Source organism: Caulobacter sp. FG121 (assembly GCF_057809815.1).
In genome coordinates, this window is record NZ_JBMDKR010000001.1 from 755,604 (window position 1) to 772,325 (window position 16,722).

Annotated in this window: 13 protein-coding genes and 2 pseudogenes; 2 read left to right on the plus strand and 13 right to left on the minus strand. The window is 65.6% G+C overall.

Annotated elements, in window-relative coordinates; translation table 11 throughout:
• Positions 1-3: 3 nt before the first annotated feature.
• From ACODSL_RS03945 to ACODSL_RS03970, 6 genes and pseudogenes are all read right to left on the minus strand, one after another.
• Entirely contained in the window at positions 4-2,514 is a 2,511-nt protein-coding gene (locus ACODSL_RS03945; RefSeq protein ID WP_488899328.1) for a TonB-dependent receptor, read from the minus strand.
• A 216-nt stretch (positions 2,515-2,730) separates the two neighbouring features.
• Positions 2,731-3,420, minus strand: a pseudogene (locus ACODSL_RS03950) (IS5 family transposase); the annotation flags it as partial.
• Positions 3,421-3,489: 69 nt separating this feature from the next.
• Positions 3,490-4,605 carry a saccharopine dehydrogenase family protein gene (locus tag ACODSL_RS03955; protein WP_488899329.1) on the minus strand — a complete coding sequence of 372 codons (1,116 nt, stop codon included), beginning with the start codon at positions 4,603-4,605 and terminating at the stop codon, positions 3,490-3,492.
• Positions 4,606-4,638: 33 nt separating this feature from the next.
• A complete protein-coding gene (locus tag ACODSL_RS03960; protein ID WP_488899330.1) occupies positions 4,639-6,261 on the minus strand; it encodes an AMP-binding protein in 1,623 nt (540 codons plus the stop codon).
• A gap of 12 nt (positions 6,262-6,273) precedes the next feature.
• On the minus strand, positions 6,274-7,497 hold the full coding sequence (locus ACODSL_RS03965) for a thiolase family protein (RefSeq protein ID WP_488899331.1): 1,224 nt from the start codon (positions 7,495-7,497) through the stop codon (positions 6,274-6,276).
• 6 nt (positions 7,498-7,503) lie between these two features.
• Positions 7,504-8,901: an acyl-CoA dehydrogenase family protein gene (locus tag ACODSL_RS03970; RefSeq protein ID WP_488899332.1), complete on the minus strand. Its 1,398-nt coding sequence runs from the start codon at positions 8,899-8,901 to the stop codon at positions 7,504-7,506.
• Between the two features lie 81 nt (positions 8,902-8,982).
• Between ACODSL_RS03970 and ACODSL_RS03975 the strand changes: the two genes are divergently transcribed.
• Positions 8,983-10,059 carry an AraC family transcriptional regulator gene (locus ACODSL_RS03975; protein WP_488899333.1) on the plus strand — a complete coding sequence of 359 codons (1,077 nt, stop codon included), beginning with the start codon at positions 8,983-8,985 and terminating at the stop codon, positions 10,057-10,059.
• Between the two features lie 23 nt (positions 10,060-10,082).
• On the opposite strand, the pseudogene ACODSL_RS03980 reads toward ACODSL_RS03975, so the two are convergent.
• Positions 10,083-10,334, minus strand: a pseudogene (locus ACODSL_RS03980) (transposase); the annotation flags it as partial.
• A gap of 114 nt (positions 10,335-10,448) precedes the next feature.
• On the opposite strand from ACODSL_RS03980, the gene ACODSL_RS03985 reads away from it, so the two are divergent.
• Complete coding sequence (locus tag ACODSL_RS03985; RefSeq protein ID WP_488899334.1) at positions 10,449-10,823, plus strand: limonene-1,2-epoxide hydrolase family protein; 375 nt, start codon at positions 10,449-10,451, stop codon at positions 10,821-10,823.
• Positions 10,824-10,943: 120 nt separating this feature from the next.
• Here the strand turns inward: ACODSL_RS03985 and ACODSL_RS03990 are convergent, their stop codons facing one another.
• The 6 genes from ACODSL_RS03990 to ACODSL_RS04015 all read right to left on the minus strand — a co-directional run bounded on the left by ACODSL_RS03990 (position 10,944) and on the right by ACODSL_RS04015 (position 16,533).
• Entirely contained in the window at positions 10,944-11,651 is a 708-nt protein-coding gene (locus ACODSL_RS03990; protein ID WP_488899335.1) for an ABC transporter ATP-binding protein, read from the minus strand.
• The gene (locus ACODSL_RS03995; protein ID WP_488899336.1) at positions 11,644-12,846 is read right to left on the minus strand and encodes an ABC transporter permease; all 1,203 of its coding nucleotides are present in this window, start codon (positions 12,844-12,846) and stop codon (positions 11,644-11,646) included. The genes ACODSL_RS03990 and ACODSL_RS03995 overlap by 8 nt, the downstream gene beginning before the upstream one ends.
• Positions 12,843-14,033, minus strand: coding sequence for an efflux RND transporter periplasmic adaptor subunit (locus tag ACODSL_RS04000; protein ID WP_488899337.1), 1,191 nt, complete (start codon positions 14,031-14,033; stop codon positions 12,843-12,845). Before ACODSL_RS04000 ends, ACODSL_RS03995 begins: the two co-directional genes overlap by 4 nt.
• Entirely contained in the window at positions 14,030-14,632 is a 603-nt protein-coding gene (locus tag ACODSL_RS04005; RefSeq protein WP_488899338.1) for a TetR/AcrR family transcriptional regulator, read from the minus strand. Before ACODSL_RS04005 ends, ACODSL_RS04000 begins: the two co-directional genes overlap by 4 nt.
• 321 nt (positions 14,633-14,953) lie before the next feature.
• On the minus strand, positions 14,954-15,142 hold the full coding sequence (locus ACODSL_RS04010) for a hypothetical protein (RefSeq protein ID WP_488899339.1): 189 nt from the start codon (positions 15,140-15,142) through the stop codon (positions 14,954-14,956).
• Positions 15,143-15,558: 416 nt separating this feature from the next.
• Positions 15,559-16,533, minus strand: coding sequence for an NHL repeat-containing protein (locus ACODSL_RS04015; RefSeq protein ID WP_488899340.1), 975 nt, complete (start codon positions 16,531-16,533; stop codon positions 15,559-15,561).
• Positions 16,534-16,722: the final 189 nt, after the last annotated feature.

The window sequence follows — 16,722 nt, forward strand, 5'->3', positions numbered from 1 at the left end:
CCGCTAGTTGAAACGATACTGGAACTGAACGCCGACTGTTCGGGGCGGAGTCAGGCCATAGGTGGTGGAGACCGTCTCGGGGGCCGCCGGCGGCGACGCCAGCAACGTGCCAGAAGCGTTGTCATAGCCCACCTCGTCGAACACGTTCTTCACGAATCCGATGATCCGGTAGCGGTCACTGGAGGCCGTCCAGACCGCCCGCAAATCGACCTGATCGTAGGACGGCGAGAGATTGTAGGACCGGTTGAAGACGCTCTGATACGTCTCGGCCTTCCACACATAGCTCCCTGACAGCACCAGCGAGCCGGCGTCGAAGTCGAAGCGGTAGTTGGCGTTCAACGCGATCTTTTGCGGCGGCGTCTGCGGCAGATCCTGGCCCTTGAGGCTTTGCGGCTGTTGACCCGCCACCGGGGCGCCGACAGGCAGCGCGCCCGGCTGGAGGGCGCGGGGGTCGGCCCCGTCGACGAAGCAGCAGGCTTCCTCGATCTCCGAATGGCCGTAGCCATAGCTGAGCATCAGCTGCAGGGCGTCCGTCGCACGCCAGACCGCCTCGACCTCGGCGCCCCAGGACGTCGATTTGTCGAGATTGAAGAACTCCGTCAGGCTGGCCCCCCCGGGGATCGTCACCGTCAGCGGAATCTGCAGGCCTTCGTAGCTGTAGTGGAACAGCGCGGTGTTGACCTGCAGCGAGCCGAACGTGCGCTTGTAGCCAAACTCGAGGGCGTCGATCTTCTCCGGGTCGGTCTGCGGCAGGACCGAGATCCCGCCGGCGTTGAAACCGCCCGCCTTGTAGCCGCGGCTGTAGCGGGCAAAGGCCAGGGTGTCGTCATCGGGCTTCCACTGGACGCCCAGGGTGCCGGTGGTGGCGTTCCAGCTACCGGAAAGGTCGCGCCGCGCCATGCCGGTGACCGGGTCGATGGCGACCGCCGACGCGACGCCCGGCGCCGGCGCGTAGGAGACAAAGGCCGCCGTGATATCCAACGCCGGCGCATAGGACCCGTACTGCCCAGGCTCATAGCCGCCACAGCTGAAGCAGAGAATCCGGAGGCGCTCGAAGCCGTCCTTCTCATCGTGGGTATAGCGCAGGCCGGCCGTCAGGCTGAGGGTATCGGTCAGACTCCAGTCGACCTGGCCGAACACGGCCGAGGAGCGCGACTCAAGAGTCGAGCCCGCGAAGACAAAATCGCCGAGCGGATTGGCCGGACCGTTCGCCGGCGCGCGCAGCTGCGGCTGGTCGGGCGCGTTGAAGTGACTCTGCTGATCAAGCGCTTCGGTGTAGCGGTAGATCCCGACGATCCATTGAACCGGACCCTCATCATTCGAACTGAGATTCAGCTCGCTGCTGCCGAAGGACTTATCTTCGCGGAAGTTGAACAGCTGAGAGGGGAAAACCTGAAGCGGCGTGCAACCGGGAATGTAATTGCAGACCGAGAAACCCGCATCGAGCGGAAAATTATAAGATAGCACGCTGGTATTGTCGTAATCATAGCTCAGATCATAGACATACTCTTGATAGCCTCCGATGTACTTCACATCGACGCCGGGAAGACTCCAGATTGCCTCGACGGCCAGGCCGCCGCTATCGTGCAGTCGGTTGCGCTGAACGCTGTCGGTGCTGAACCGGCGAATATCGCGCGCGCCTGGATTGGTGGTCTCGGACCCGAGGGCCGTGTACCCGACGGTCGTGTAGCCAACCGCTGAACCCGGCGCGATGAAGTTCGTCGGATAGGTCGCGTAGTCATAGGCGCCGGCGACGTTGCGGCTGCGCGGCCGAAGGTCCGCGTCGCTGGCGAACACTTTCGCCCAGACATTCAGATTCTCGCCCAGATCGACCTCGACCTGGAGTTCGACGTTACGGCGCTCGCCTGCGCCACCTTCGCTGGGACCACCCGCCGCGTTGGTGAAATAGCCATCTTCTTGATTATAGCGGGCCCCGGCCAGGCGGAACCGGAGCCCTTCGGTTAGCGGGCCCGAGGCTGACGCCTCAAGGTTCGCCACCCCATAGTCGCCGACCGTCGCGCGCACCTCGCCGGACAGTGATCTGGTCGGGCGCTTGGAGATGGCGTTGATGGCGCCGCCGATGGAGTTGCGGCCATAGAGGGTGCCCTGGGGACCGCGGAGGATTTCAACCCGGTCCACAAAGAAGTCGCTGACGCCAGCCGAGGAGGTGGCGGCGTTGTAGACGCCATCGCTATAGGTCGCCACGCCTGGATCGCTGCCATTGGTGTTGGTCTGCCGACCTACGCCGCGGACGAACACGCGATCATCGGCCGCCGAGAAGCTGAGGCCGGGCGTGAAGTTCGTGAATTCCTGCAGGGAGTCGAGGCCGATCATCTGGCGCGTCTCGGCCGTGTACGCCGAAACCGCGACCGGCACGTCCTGAAGGCTTACACTTCGCTTTTCAGCGGTGACGATGATTTCCTCAACCGTCGGAGTTTCCGGCGTTTGCGCCCTTGCCGCGCCAGCGACCGCCAGAATGCCCGCGGACACCATGAGTGCGTTCTTGAAACCCATTATCGTCTCCTCACCCCTGCCGGTCATTCGCCGGTTTTTTGTTCGCGCCGCTCGGGCGGCCTCACGAGGGGCGCGCCGGTTCGGCGGAGCTGCGATCCCCCAAATGGACCGATGGCCAGCCCTTTGGTGACTGTAGAGCGGCCTATAATTCTATTGCAATAGATAAATCATTTTGATGTGATTTTACAAGCACGGTGCGTCCACCGTCCGCCATCAGCGTCTGGCGATGCGCCGGCATTGCTTGATGCGGCTGAAGAAGCGCTCGACGCGGTTGCGCTCCTTGTAGAGAGCCTTGTCGTAGGCGTGTTGGCGCTTGCGATGTCGCCTGGGCGGGACGACCGGGTCGCCGCCCTGGTCGATGATCTTCACATAGAGCCTGTCGGCGTCGTAGGCCTTGTCGGCCAGGGCGTTCTCGGCGGCCACGCCGTCGATCAGGTCACAGGCCGGAGCCATGTCGTTCTGCTGGCCCGGGCCCAGGATCAGACGGACTGGCAGGCCCAGGGCGTCTACGCAGGCATGGAGCTTGGTTCCGAAGCCACCGCGAGAGCGGCCAAGCGCCTGGGCGTCCGGCCCCCCTTTTTCGCCGCGCGCCGGCGGCCTGGGCATGGGCCCGGATGACGGTGGCGTTCAGCATCACCCACTCAAGATCGGGCTCGGCCGCGACCGGGTCGAACACCTGATCCAGCACGCCCATCTCGATCCAGCGATAGTAGCGCTTCTTGGCCCGCTCGAAGGGCCCAAAGCGCTCCGGCAGATCCTTCCACAGGCCGCCCGAGCGCACCATCCAAAGCAGGGCGTCGACAAATAGCCGCCCGTTGCTGCGCGGACCCCGCTTGCCCTTTCGGCCCCCGGCACGAACGGCTAGATCCGCTCCCACTGGTCGTCTCGAAGAACCTCGCCTTCCAAAACCGCCTCCAAAAAGCAGCTTTGAATCAGACCCGCCGATTCATGGGAATCCTAAATCGTCCCTACGACCTAGAACAGGGCTTCCTCGATCGCGCAGTGCAGACCCGCTCCATTGAGGGCCGCGATCAGATTGTGATGGCCGAAGGCGGCTGCGGGAGAGGCGAACCCTACCTTCGCCTGGCGGCCCTCAAGCAGCTGGCCAGTCGCCGTCGCGGCCAGGGCGCCGGTCTGCAGATAGGGCGAGGTGGCGTAGAGGGCGAGGTTCTTGCCGACCAGCCGCCCGCGGGCCCGGGCCGAGACGACGCAGCGATTGACGTCCTCGATCTCGCGCGGGGGAGTCATGGCGATCTGGCGGCCCCAGCTGTTGGTTAGCTCCTCGGCCTCCTGCGAGCTGAGCCCAGGGGCCAGGCTGGCGAACTCGCGCATCCGCTCCAGAATCCAGTCGACGAAGGGCGAGTTGGGGAAGGCCACGCAGACCCGCACGCTGCGCACCCGCGGATCGGCCTGGTACCAGATCGGCTCGCAGCCCCCGCCCCAGGGCAGTCCGCGCAGTATCTCGTGGGTATGGGGGGCCGAGACCTGGATGTACGAAGCCGCGGGCCAGGTCTCCATAACGTTGTGGGACAGGATGTACTGGGGCTGGGTGCACATGCGCAGGAAGGACAGGGTCGAGGCGACGGTCGGCAAGCCGTTGGGGGCGTAGACCAAGTCGAAGGAGTCGATCCCCGGGGTCTCCAGCAGGGTCTCGATGGCCAGCTGGCCCGCCGCCCACATGAAGGCGTTGGCGGGGCACAGCAGCCGGCCCTTGGCCCCGAAGTCCTTGCCGTAGCGATCGCGCAGGAAGATCACCCAGTCCTGCTCGCCGGTGGTGTCCAGGTAGTGACAGCCCTCGGCCAGGGCCGCCTGCACCACGGGCTCGCCGATCTGCATGAACGGTCCGGTGACATTGATCACCACGGAGCGCCCGCGGAACAGGGCGGCGAGCGCGCCGGCCTCGTGGGCAACGGCGCGGACCTCGTAGTCTGAGGCCTTGAGCCCGGGCACGCCGGCCATCTCCGCCTCCAGCCGTTCGCCGCTGCGTCCGGCGGCGACAAAGCGAATGCCGCTTCTGGCGAGGAATTCGGCGATCAGCTTGCCGGTGTAGCCGCTCGCGCCATAGACGACGACCTTGGGGTCTTCAGCCATTGGATCGCTCCTGATTGCTGTTAGGGGCCTGCCTCATGACGCGGCCCGAGTTTGCGGGATGTCCCTGGTCCAGACGATGCGCCCGGAGCCGGCCGCGAGATCGACGGCCAGGAAGCGCTCCTGGGGTTTTCCCGAGGCGGTCTTGGTGATCTGGGCCACCACCTGCAGCGCCACCGGCAGGCTGTTGGTCTCAAGATTGGCGCCGCACCAGTCCAGCACTGAGGCCGGATCGAAGGCCTGATCGTCGACCGGGACCACGGCGGCGACCACGTCCTTCTCGCCCGGGGCTCCCGAGGCGGCGGCGACGCCATAGACAAAGACGTCGGCGATCTGGGGATGCTCGGCCAGAACGGTCTCGACCCGGGCCGGGTCGATGAACTCGCCGTTGCGCCGGATCGCCCCGCCCTTGCGATAGTGGAAGAACAGCCAGCCGTTCTCGTCCACATGGCCGATATCGCCCATGTGCAGCCAGCCGCCAGCGACCTTGTCGCGCGAGGCCTCGTCGTTGTTGAGATAATCGACCCGCATCGGCCCCGCGTCGGCGCCCCGAAAACAGATCTCGCCGGCCTCGCCGGCCGCGCATTCGCGGCCCTGCTCGTCGAGAATGGCCAGGACCATGCCCGGCGGCGCCCGGCCCACCGAGCCCACCGGCCCCATCTCCGGAGGGTTGACGCACAGCCCGCCCTCGGCCGCACCGTAGAATTCATAGATCTGGACGCCGAAGCGCTGCTCGAACTGCCGCCAGATCGCAGCCGGCATCCCGGCTGAGATTACCAGCCGCAGCGTGGTGTCGGCATCGTCGGGCCGGCGCGGCTCGGCATAGAGGGCGGTGGTCATGCCGCCCAGCACCGTGAACACCGTGCAGCCATAGGCCCGGGCGATGTCCAGCAGGCGCGACTTGGTGAACCGGTCGCTGACCACCGCCCGCAGCCCGCCGTGGAGCGCTCCGGCCACGGTGATCATCTGGGCGTTGGCGTGGGTCAGGGACAGGCCGGTATAGGGCCGATCCTGCGGCCCCAGCCCGAACATCCCTGCCATGCGGCCGGCGTCGCCCATGCGGCGGAAGGGCGAGACGATGGCCTTGGGATCGCCGGTGGTGCCTGAAGTGAACAGCAACTGCTGAACCTGGTCTGGATCAGAGACCCGGCAGGCGATGTCGGGGCGCGACGAGGCCATCACCTCGGCCAGCGGCTCAACGCCGGACGGCAGGGCCCGCGGCTCGCCGGTCTGGAGCACCCAAATCCACTTCAGCGCCGGCAGCCGCTCGCGCACCGCCAGCAGCGCGTCCAGCGCATAGTCGCCGACTACCACGCCCTGGCAGGCGGTGAGGCGCAGCATGAAGGCCAGCCTGTCGTCCGCGGCCCGGGGATCGATCGGCACGAACACCGCCCCGGTGATCGAGGCGCCGACCATGGCCTCCACGAAGGCGGGGTGGTTGCGCATCATGATGGCGAAGCTGGCGCCGTCGACGCAGTCCCTGGACGCCAGAGCCGCCGCGATGCGGTTGCCGTGGCGCCATAGGTCGCCATAGGTGCGCACCTCGTCCGCCAGCCGCCCGTCCCGCGCGACCCGGACAAAGGTCAGCACGTCGAGATCCGGCTGCTGCTCGGCGCGCAGGGCGATCAGGTCGGCGAGGATCAGTTCATTGCGGGACATGGCCAGACCGCCTCAGCCTTCCCGGGTCAGGATCGAGACCACGATCGCCGCCACGTCGCCGCCCAGAGCGCCGCCGCCGTTCTCGGCCAGGGCCGTGCGGGCGCCGGCCACCTGGCGCGCGCCAGCCTCGCCGCGCAGCTGGGTGACCAGCTCATAGATCTGGCCGGCGCCCGATGCGCCGATGGGATGGCCCTTGCGCAGCAGCCCGCCCGACGGATTGACCGGCGTGCGCCCGCCCAAGGAGGTCACGCCGTCCTCGACCAGCCTTATGCCCTCGCCCGGTGCGGCTAGGCCCAGATGCTCGTAATAGACGAGCTCGGCAGGGGATGAGGCGTCGTGCAGTTCGACCACGTCCAGGTCGGCGGGGCCCAGGCCGGCGGTCTCATAGGCCAGCCGCGCGGCGTACTGCGGCACGGTCTCCTCGCCCTCTTCGACATAGTCCCAGCCGGAGGCCAGGACCGAGGACCGCACCCGGATCGCCCGGTCCATCAGGCCCAGTTGGCGAACCTTGGCTTCCGAGGCCAGCACCAGGGCCGCGGCGCCGTCGCCGATCGGCGAGCACATGGACAGGGTCAGGGGCGACGCCACCATCGGAGCGTCCAGCACCTGCTCGACGGTCAGGACATCGCGGAACTGAGCGTAGGGATTGAGCGCCCCGTGCTGCGAGTTCTTGGCCGAGATCATCGCGAAATGCCGCGCGGTGGAGCCGTAGCGCTCCATGTGCTGGCGGGCCATCTGGGCGTAGACGTCCATGAACAGCGAGCGCGGCCGGCCCCCTTCGGCGTCGCCGCCAGCGGCTTTCAGCCCGGCGATCAGCTGCGGCAGGTTCTCGACATCGACCGCCCCCATGAACACCGAGAAGGTCTTGGTCTTGTCCGGGTGGTAGAGCTTCTCGTAGCCGGCCGCCAGGACCGTGTCATAGGCACCCAGCCGCACCATCTCGGCGGCCTGCTGGAACGCGGTGGCCGAGGTGGCGCAGGCGTTCTCGACATTGACCACCGGGATGCGGCCGATGCCCATGCCGCGTAGCACCACCTGGCCGGGGATCAGCACCTGACCGGTGATCACCGCGCCCGCGGCGTTGCCCATATAGGCCGCCTGCAGCGCCTCGGGACCGAGGCCGGCGTCCTTCAGGGCGCCATTGATTGCTTCTGCGCCCAGGGATTTCAGCCCGCGATCAGCGTGCTTGCCGAACGCGGTCATCGCCGCGCCGATCACATAGACATTGTTACTCATGCAGATTCAGAGCCTCTCCGGATCGGCCAGAAGGCTGCCGCCTTTGATGGCCAGGAACTCGTTGCAGCCGTCCTCGATCATCGCCGCACGCGCGTCGCGCAGCAGCTTCTCGAGGGGATAGGCGCGGGTCACGCCGTTGCCGCCGAAGATCTGCAGCGCCTCGCTGGCCACCTCGAAGGCCAGCTGAGTGCCGGTGATCTTGGAGGAGATTGAGGCCTGCAGCGCCCTCAGGCCGGTCAGCTCGTTGAACCGGTAGACCCGGCGGGTCAGGGCGCGGGCCGCCTCGATGCGGCGCAGCATGTGGAACAGGCGGTAGCGGACATTCTGGTGGCGGATGATCGGCACGCCGCCCTGCTTGCGTTCGTGGGCGTAGGCTAGGGCGTATTCATAGGCCGCCCGCGCCACCCCGACGAAACAGGGGCCCATGCCGGCGTTGGCCTCGCACAGGATGTCATAGACCGCATCGGCGTATTGGTCGGGGCCGGCGGCGATCAGGCGGGCCGGAACCTCGACATTGTCGAAGAAGATCTCGCCCTGGGGCAGGGCCCTCTGGCCAAGCTTGTCCAGCGGCTTGCCGCGGGTGACGCCGGGCAGGTTCAGGGGCACATAGATATTGACCCCTTCCCGTCCCTGGCCGCGGTCGAAGGTGGTGAACAGGTTACAGAACTCGGCGGTGATCCCGTTGGAGACCCAGGCCGACTTCTGGCCGTTAAGCACCACCGTGTCGCCCTTCAGCGTGGCCACTAGGGACGGGCGCTCATCGACGCCGCCCGGGTATCCGGCATGGCGGTCCCAGTCGAGCATGTCCGAGCCGCCCACGGGTTCGGTGATGCCCCAGCAGCCGAGCATCGAGGTGGGGAAGGCCTCGACGAGGTCGGTGCGGCCCCAGCGCTTGGCCATCAGGTGGCCGAGACCGCCGGCGCCGATGGCGATGGCCAGGCCGGAATCGCCGCGACCCATCTCCTCGTAGAGCATCGCCTTGAGATCGACGAGATCGCCCGGCGACAGGTCCAGGGCGTCGGCCTGGTCGAAGCCCAGGTCACGATACTGCGCCAAGGTGGTCCAGTAGGCTGAGCCGGGCGCGGCCACCTCTTCGGGGGTCAGACGGTCGAGGGCGGCGCCGGCGGGGCGCATCACCTCTTCGGCGAACCGCCGGGCCAGGTCGACTACTTGGCGCTTGACCTCGCCCATCGGCTCCTCGAAGCCGGTCTGCGGCAGCTCCAGATAGGCCGGCCGCGCGGGCAGGCCCGGCGTGTGCGGGAAGAATGCTGGAGAGCCCTTGAGCGGAGCGTTCATGGCGCTGGCCTGTTCCTGATCGGTCGCGTGTTCCTCAGCGGTTTTCCGCTCTGCGGCGGAATTTCGCACCACCACCTTCTCGCTGATCACCCCTGTTTTGAATGACACCGTTCGCCATTAGCTTGACATTTCCCGCCAAACGGCGCGGCCTTGCGCCAGCGGCATCGTGGCAGGCTGGAGCGAGCAGGCATGCGCCTGGAGACGCTGGATCGGATCGGCTTTCCCAATCTAAGCATCCGCATCATGTGCTCGATGCTGGAGGAGCTGGGCCTAGACAGCGCCCCGGCGATCCGGGCGGCCGGGGTCGACCGGGCCCTGATCGACGACCCCAACGGCCGGATCAGCGGCCGCCAGGAGCTGGACTTCCAGCACGCCTATATCGGACTAACCGGCCACTCGCCCGAGGTCTGGTTTCGCACGGGCCTGCGCTACCGCATGCTGTGCTACGGCCCCTACGGCTTCGTGATGATGACCGCGCGCACCCTTCGCCGCTCGCTCGAGCTGTCCAGTCTTTTCGGCGACCTGCACTACTCCCTGATGAGCTACACCAATGTCGCAGCGCCGGGGGGCCTGATCGGCATCGGCATGGACCCCTCGCCGATCCCCGAGGCCCTGCGGGAATTTTCCATGTACCGGGCCCTGGGCTCGGTCACCACCATCCTGCACGACATCTGGCAGGGCCCCTTCCCGCTCACCCGCATCGAAGTGACCCTGCCTGAGCCAAAGGAACGCGCCCTGTTCGAGCGCGAACTACACGCGCCGGTGCGCTTTGGCGCCGAGCGCAGCGCCTGGCTGTGGCCCGAGGCCCTGCAGGACGTGGCCCTGCCCATGGGCAATTCGGTCTGCGAGGAGACCTATGAGCGCCAATGCGCCGAGATCATCACCCGCTGCCGCAGCGAGCACCCCTTGGTCCGCCGGTGCCTCGACGCCCTCGTGCGCAGCGCCGGGCGCTATCACAGCGCCCGACAGCTCGCCGAGTCCCTGTCGATGTCAGAGCGAACCCTGCAGCGCCAGCTAACCGAGCGCGGCCTATCCTACCGCACCCTGCTCGACCACGTCCGCTATCATCAGGCCCAGCAGCTGTTGCAGACCACCGAGATGAACCTCGAACAGGTCTCCGAGGCCCTGGGCTATTCTGAACTGGCCGCATTCACCCGTGCGTTCACCCGCTGGTCGGGCGAGAGTCCGTCATCCTTTCGAAGGCTCGCCGCATCCATCCACGGCCATCGCGCGCAGGACGAGCCGGTCTTGGCCAAGAGGCGCTGACACCTAAGAGTCCGTTTGGAAACTCATGGGTGAACGTTCCGACGTAGGAGGTTGCCGCCCATGGCGACGAGGATCATGGCCTCGGAGACGTCGATGCGGGCATCGTAGTCGCGGTCGAGACGCCGCCATCTTGTCATCCAGCCGAAGGTGCGCTCGACCACCCACCGGCGGGGCAGGACCTGGAAGCCCTTCTGGTCATCGGATCGCCGGATGACCTCGATGACGAAGTCGAGGTAGGCAGCCTTGTCCATCAGCCGACTCGCGCGGGGGTAGGCTTATGAGTCAGGCTCCTACAGTTGGATGCAACATCGCGCATGTTGTTGATGGTGCGCGTACGGCACAGGCGGGACGTGCAATAATGCGGCGTACGGCGATTGAAGGAGCGAACAATGGCGGTTGGCAACGAACAGGTGATTCGTGACTTCATCGCGGCGTGGTCGCGGCTGGACGTCGAAGAGCTGGTCCAGTTCTTCTGCGAGGATGGGATTTATCATAACATGCCGACAAAGCCGGTGGCCGGGCATGCCGCACTCCGCCAGTTCATCGCTGCCTTTCTGAAGGGCTGGCGCTCGACTGAATGGGATGTGCTGACCTTGATCGCTCAAGGCAACGTCGTGATCGCCGAGCGTCTGGACCGCACGATGGTGGGAGACAAGCCGGTCAATCTTCCCTGTTGCGGCGTATTTGAGATGCAGAATGGTCGCATCAAGATCTGGCGGGACTACTTTGACATGGGAACCTACGTGTCAGCCCTGAAGGTCTGATCGGGCGACGCGCCGCGACTGGGGCTGGCCACCACGCCTTTCCGCCGGTGATCTCAGAGTGCAGCGACCGACCGGTCACAAGGGCGCGGCGACATATGCGCAGTGGCCGCCTGGTCGAGATCAAGATGCCGACTCCGCTCGACCGCCTTCCTCATGGGTCCGGCCGTCCCGAATGTAATAGAGGCGCTTGAAGGTCGGGATGATCTTCTCGTCATGGGTGACGATGATGATCGCGGTCTGGTAGCGCGCCGCCATGTCATTCAGGATCTTGACCACCGCCAGGGCCCGTTCCCCGTCAAGCGGCGCTGTCGGCTCGTCGGCAAGGATCACGGGGGGACGGCTCACCAGCGCCCTGGCGATGGCGACACGCTGTTGTTCTCCCCCTGAAAGCTGCGATGGCATGGCCTTGGCGCGATGAACGACATCGAGCGCCGTCAGCAACTCCACCGCACGGGCGCGGGCCTTGGCGTTGGTCACGCCGGCGAGCATCGGCAGGAGGGCGACATTGTCGGTGACGTCGAGAAACGGGATCAGATAGGGCGACTGAAAAATGAAGCCGATCCGGTCGCGACGCAGCGCCCGAAGATCAGGAATCTTCCATGCGTTGTCGTAAATGGTCTGCTCACCGATGGTCATCCGCCCGGACGTTGGCTCGATCACCGCGCCCAGACATTTGAGCAGGGTGCTCTTGCCCGATCCCGACGGTCCAATGAGGCCGACGACCTCTCCGGGCGCGACATGCATGTCCACGCCCTGCAGCGCACGGACCGCTGTTTCGCCTTCCCCGTAGGTCTTGACGAGATTTTCGATGTGGATGCCGTCAGCCACCGATGGCCTCCGCCGGATCGATCCGAAGCGCGGCGCGGATGGCAAGCAGACTGGCGATCGCGCAGATCACCATGACCGCGATGAAGCCGCGCACGGAATCGCTGGACAGCAGCAGAACGTACTTGGGAAATATCGGGGCCCAGAAGGTGGCGGCGATCTTGCCGACGATAAAGCCGATCAGGCCGAGTCCAAGGGCCTGCTGCAGGATCATGAACGAAATGGTCCGGTTGCGTGTGCCGATCAGCTTCAGCACCGCGATTTCCCGGATTTTACCCATGGTCAGCGTGTAGATAATGAAGGCGACGATCGCCGCGCTGACGATGGAGAGGATGACGAGAAACATGCCGATCTGACGCGCGGATGTAGCGATCAGCTTGTCGATCAGAATCTCCTCCATCTCCGCCCGGGTGTAGACCGTGAGCCGTTGCCAGCGACGGATCGGCTCGGCCACCTGGTCAGGACTGAAACCCTCCTTGATCTGCACCAGAACGACATTCACGTAGGGATTACTGGTCTGGGAGGCGGTCACGGCGTCGATCATTCCGGGATTGCCGGGCGGATTGAGCGCTGGATTCCGCGCCGTGCGAGCCCGCTGACGGACGATCGCGTCACTGTCCTTGAGGAACTGGGCCTGCTGGGCGTCCTTCAGGGGGATGAACAGCATCGGGTCGCCGCCTGACGACACCATGCGGCTGGTCAGCCCCACGATCTTGTATCGGTTGCGCCGCACCTGCACGACGTCGCCCAGACGAAAGCCGGTCTTCACATCGGCGACCGCCTCGTAGTGGGCGCGCACGATCTGGCGCCCGGCAATAAGATGGGGTGGCTGGCCGGGTTCCCCCGGTGACGCGGCCTTGATGCCGACCACCATGACCCGAACGTCGCGTCCAGCGTGACCGATCTGCATTGTCAGGTAGGTGACATTGGCCGCCCGCGCGACTCCCGGCATGGCGCGGATTGATCGGTCGACATCGTCATTGATGCTCGACGGCTCGGCGTAGGGACCGAGCGTGTTTCTCTGCACCACCCAGAGGTCAGCGCCGCTGTTGTCCAGCATCGCCTGGGCGTCATCGACCATGCCGCGATAGACTCCGGCCATGGTCAGGGTGACGCCGATCAGTAGCCCCAGGCCGATGCCGGTGAAAACGAACTTCCCCCAACTATGGAGGATGTCGCGACCAGCAAGGCTGATCATTGTCCGCCGCCGGCGAGCTGGTCGACGACCCGGATGCGGGTGCGGGCGGTCAGACTGCGCTGACTATAGGCCACGACGCGTGCGCCCCGTTTCAGCCCGCCCGAGACTTGGACCGTCCCATTGAGATCCGTTGCCCCGGTCGTGACAGGCTGGAAGCGGAGCTTCCCGTTCTCAACGACCCATACGCCGGACTTGCCCTTGACCCGGTGAATGGCGGCATTTGGCACGGTGAGTGACCTCCTGGCCGGCGGGAGGGTCACCGTCACCTCCGCCAGTTCGCCAATGGGCGGAAGGTCCCGGGTCTCGAACCCGATTTTGGCCATCACTTCTTCGGTTACCGCGTCGGCCAGCGGCTCGGTGCGGATGACGCGCCCCGCCAGCGGGGCTCCGGCGCGCGACCGGAGCAATACCTGGGCGCGCAGTCCAGGTTGAAGGCCGGTCGATTGAAGCTGGTCGAAGCGCGTATTGATCCACAGGCTAGCGGGGTCGATGATTTCCACGACCGCTTGTCCGGCGACCACGGTGGTTCCAGGTTCCACCGCGCGGCGGACGACAAGTCCACTGGCCGGCGCGACGAGAAGCAGGTTGGCTTTTTGGCGGACGAGCGCCGCGCGTTCCGCGCCGGTGCGCCGACGGTCCTGTAAGGCCGCCGCGAGGTTGGCCTGAGCCGCCGCCGTCCCAGCTTCGGCCACTTGCAGTTCCTGACGCCGCACATCGACGGCCGCCCGCGTCACCCAGCCCCCCTTGAGAAGCTGTTCGGCTCGGCTGGCCTGCGTCCGGGCCAGCCGCGCTCGCGCCTGTGCGTCGGCAAGCTCTGCCTGCGCGGCGCGCTCAAGAGCAAAGGACCGCCCCTCCGCGCCCTCTTGCGCGACAATGCGTTCGTCGAGGTCGATCGCGTCGATTTCAGCGAGCGGCTGGCCCGTAACGACGTGATCGCCCACATCCACCAGCACCGCGCGCACGCGCCCCGCGGTGGTGGGACCGACACTTTGCGTGTAACGCGCTTCGACCGAGCCGATGCCAAAGAGCGACGGGGAGATCGCCTTTTCCTCCACCGTCGCCAAGGTGACCGGCACAGGCGCAAGCGGGCCTGAGCGCACCGCCACATAGGCGAACACTAGGATCAGCGGCGTCAGGACCGCGATCAACAGCCATGTCCGCCGATTACCTGGCAGGGAGAGCTTCATGGCCTTCCTCCGATACCCTTGAGGTAGATGCTGAACACCCGGCCGGCCATGGCCCGCATCGCCGCGAAATCCCCGGCCATCATGGCTTGCATCACCAGACCCTGGATCGTCCCGACAAACAGCGTCGCGGCGGCTTCGGTATCGAGATCGGCGGGCAGATCGCCATTGGCTCTGCAATGATCGAGAAGCTTCACCAAACGCGCTCGATACCCGTTGATCAGCGCCCGTGCGCTTCGCTTCGCGGCCGTATCGCCGGTGCGCTGCAGCTCCCCAAACAGGATGCGGGGGACGCCAGGGCGGGCCACGACGAAATCGACGTGCGCCAGAAACATCTGCTCAAGCGCGGACAAGGGCGACGAGCCTCTTGCCTCGGCTTGATCGAGTCGTCGGGTGAGTTGGTCGGCCGTCCAGACCATAACCGCGTCCCAGACCGCGTCCTTGGTCGGGAAATGGCGGAACAGCGCCCCTTGGGTCAGCTGCATATGTTCAGCGATCTGGCCTGTCGTGATTTCGGCGGGATTGCGTGTAGCGGCGAGGTCGACGACCGCTTCCACGGTCACTTCACGGCGTTGCGCAGCAGGGAGATTTTGGCGAGCCATGGTAACCATATAGACAAAAGATAGTGATCAGTCACTATCTTTCCGCGCCTTCCGTTCAGCAGGGTCGATAAGGCGTCAACGCGGGGGCGCCGGGGTGAAAGGGGGTGGCGCCCCCTGCCAAAGCCGCCGCCTGTTGCAGAAAAGACTCCGCAGGCGAGTTGTAGCGGCCCCCATTCCACCCTGACGCGAGAAGCCTCAAAAAGGCATTGGGACACTGAACAATTGCACACCTAGGGCGGGAGGTGGGGCAGAGTTCGCGCCAGACTGCCTCCACCTCGCCCAGTCAGTCGGGCCGCAACCAATCCTCGCCAGGGGGAGGCGTCACTTTGGCGACGGTCCAGAAAATTCGAGCTTCTGGTTGTTGGCAAATTCGATTGCCTGCGCACCCAGCTGGAGCAGATCGTTATCGCTCTTGGTGAGCTGAAGGGGCGTTAGCCGGCCCATTTTATTTAGATAGACATCGAGTAGCACTTGATCGCCAATCTTGCCCCCGCCGGCCCCAAACACCATGGATCGGCGCCTGCGATGGCGTTGTCGGCCGTCCGAGAAGTTTCCCTGCTAAATTCCCTGCCGGCCGGCCGACCGGTTACCGGAGAATCCGCGGAGAAGCCTTGTGGAGAAGGCGATCGGAGAATACTGGCGGAGAGAATGACTCTCCGATTCCTGGAGAATTCCCTGTTTATCGGGCCGGAACAGGGAATTTGGCACAGAGAAGGGCTGCTCTCACCTGCCAGCACCGCCATCCAGTCACGCGCTGAATCCCGTTTCCGGGACCTCCCCGAAATACCCCCGGCTTCACCGTCGCTTGCGGCGGATCGGAGACGCGAGTCGCGCCTCTTGTTGCCAACATGAGGGCGCTCCAGGCCCCTAACTCCCCGCCCGTATCCGCATGGCCATCGTCGGTGTGAAGCAAACGTCTTATTGGACTAGGGCCGCGGGCCGACATCCACAGCGACGGCCTTGTAAGGCTTTGTCGGCATCTTCGGGAGCGTCTCTTCGGCGGCGAATTGCGCCTCCAGCACGTAGGCGTTTGTCCCGACAACCGTGACGGCCACAGCGCCACCCGGATAGCCTTCGCTCAACGTCACCACCTCGCCGGAATTTCCGGACACAGTCACCCGCGACAACCTCCCCGGACCGCCGCTCTCCACCAGCAGCAGATCCTGCCCGAAACTGCGCATTCCGTCGGGCGCAAGGATGGGACGGCTCAAGGCGATCTCGGAGACGGGCCCCGCAGCGCCATCCGGCAGGATCGCAGCCGCGAAGAGTTTGTTCGTCGCGAGCGTATTGACGAACAGGCGATCCCCGAGGATCGCGATACCGTCGAGAATGCCGCCCTTGGGGCCGAATGCTCCGTTGCCGGACCACACCTCGAGCGCAGAAGCGCCCGCCCCCAAGCGAAGGATTTCCATGTTCTCGGTATCGGTGACGAACACCGCGCCGTCCGCGGCGATCGCGATGTCATTGCAGACGCCCCCCGGCGTCGGGAGCGGATAGCTCGCTTTGATCGCGCCCGAAGTGAGGTCGAAAGCGCGCAGGATCGAAGGCGTCGTCTGCGGTTCGCCCGCCGCCATGCGAACGGGTAGCACGCAGGCCCACAATGTATGTGTCTTGTCGTCCGCGAGCACCCCAAGGTAGCCCGGAGACGTCTCGCTCGGTGGCGCTATCCAGACTTCGGCCACAGCGCGTCCTGGCGATGCACGATAAATCGTGCGGCCGCCATAGCCGTCGATTCCATAGCTGCCGACGTAGACAGCGCCGTCACGTGACGACGTCAGGCTTTCAGTGAAGAGGCGGTCTCCGGGGATGGATATCTCGGCCGGGAGGCCGGATGACAGCACCGTGCCGCACCCCGCAAGGAGGGTAGCGCACAATCCGAAGATGCTAGTCCTGAAGATCACGCGCAAATCCTTCTAAGCAGCGGTTCCGGCGGTCGAAGGCCCGGCATTGGGCTCGCGAGCCAGCCAGGTGCGTCGCGCAGGACCTGAGACCCCATATCAGCCCGCTGACACCGTCAACCCGTTACCTCGAGGGAGGAAGGACAGACACCTAGGGTCAGACCGGCGGCCCTGGGTGGAGAAGGGTTGGCG

Bases quoted from the DNA above. Each gene is read 5' to 3' on its own strand.
- ACODSL_RS03975 (WP_488899333.1), top strand. From the start codon at position 8,983: ATGCGCCTGGAGACGCTGGATCGGATCGGCTTTCCCAATCTAAGCATC.
- ACODSL_RS03955 (WP_488899329.1), bottom strand. From the start codon at position 4,605: ATGGCTGAAGACCCCAAGGTCGTCGTCTATGGCGCGAGCGGCTACACC.
- ACODSL_RS04010 (WP_488899339.1), bottom strand. From the start codon at position 15,142: ATGGTGTTTGGGGCCGGCGGGGGCAAGATTGGCGATCAAGTGCTACTC.
- ACODSL_RS03960 (WP_488899330.1), bottom strand. From the start codon at position 6,261: ATGTCCCGCAATGAACTGATCCTCGCCGACCTGATCGCCCTGCGCGCC.
- ACODSL_RS03945 (WP_488899328.1), bottom strand. From the start codon at position 2,514: ATGGGTTTCAAGAACGCACTCATGGTGTCCGCGGGCATTCTGGCGGTC.
- ACODSL_RS03965 (WP_488899331.1), bottom strand. From the start codon at position 7,497: ATGAGTAACAATGTCTATGTGATCGGCGCGGCGATGACCGCGTTCGGC.
- ACODSL_RS03995 (WP_488899336.1), bottom strand. From the start codon at position 12,846: ATGATCAGCCTTGCTGGTCGCGACATCCTCCATAGTTGGGGGAAGTTC.
- ACODSL_RS04005 (WP_488899338.1), bottom strand. From the start codon at position 14,632: ATGGCTCGCCAAAATCTCCCTGCTGCGCAACGCCGTGAAGTGACCGTG.
- ACODSL_RS03985 (WP_488899334.1), top strand. From the start codon at position 10,449: ATGGCGGTTGGCAACGAACAGGTGATTCGTGACTTCATCGCGGCGTGG.
- ACODSL_RS04000 (WP_488899337.1), bottom strand. From the start codon at position 14,033: ATGAAGCTCTCCCTGCCAGGTAATCGGCGGACATGGCTGTTGATCGCG.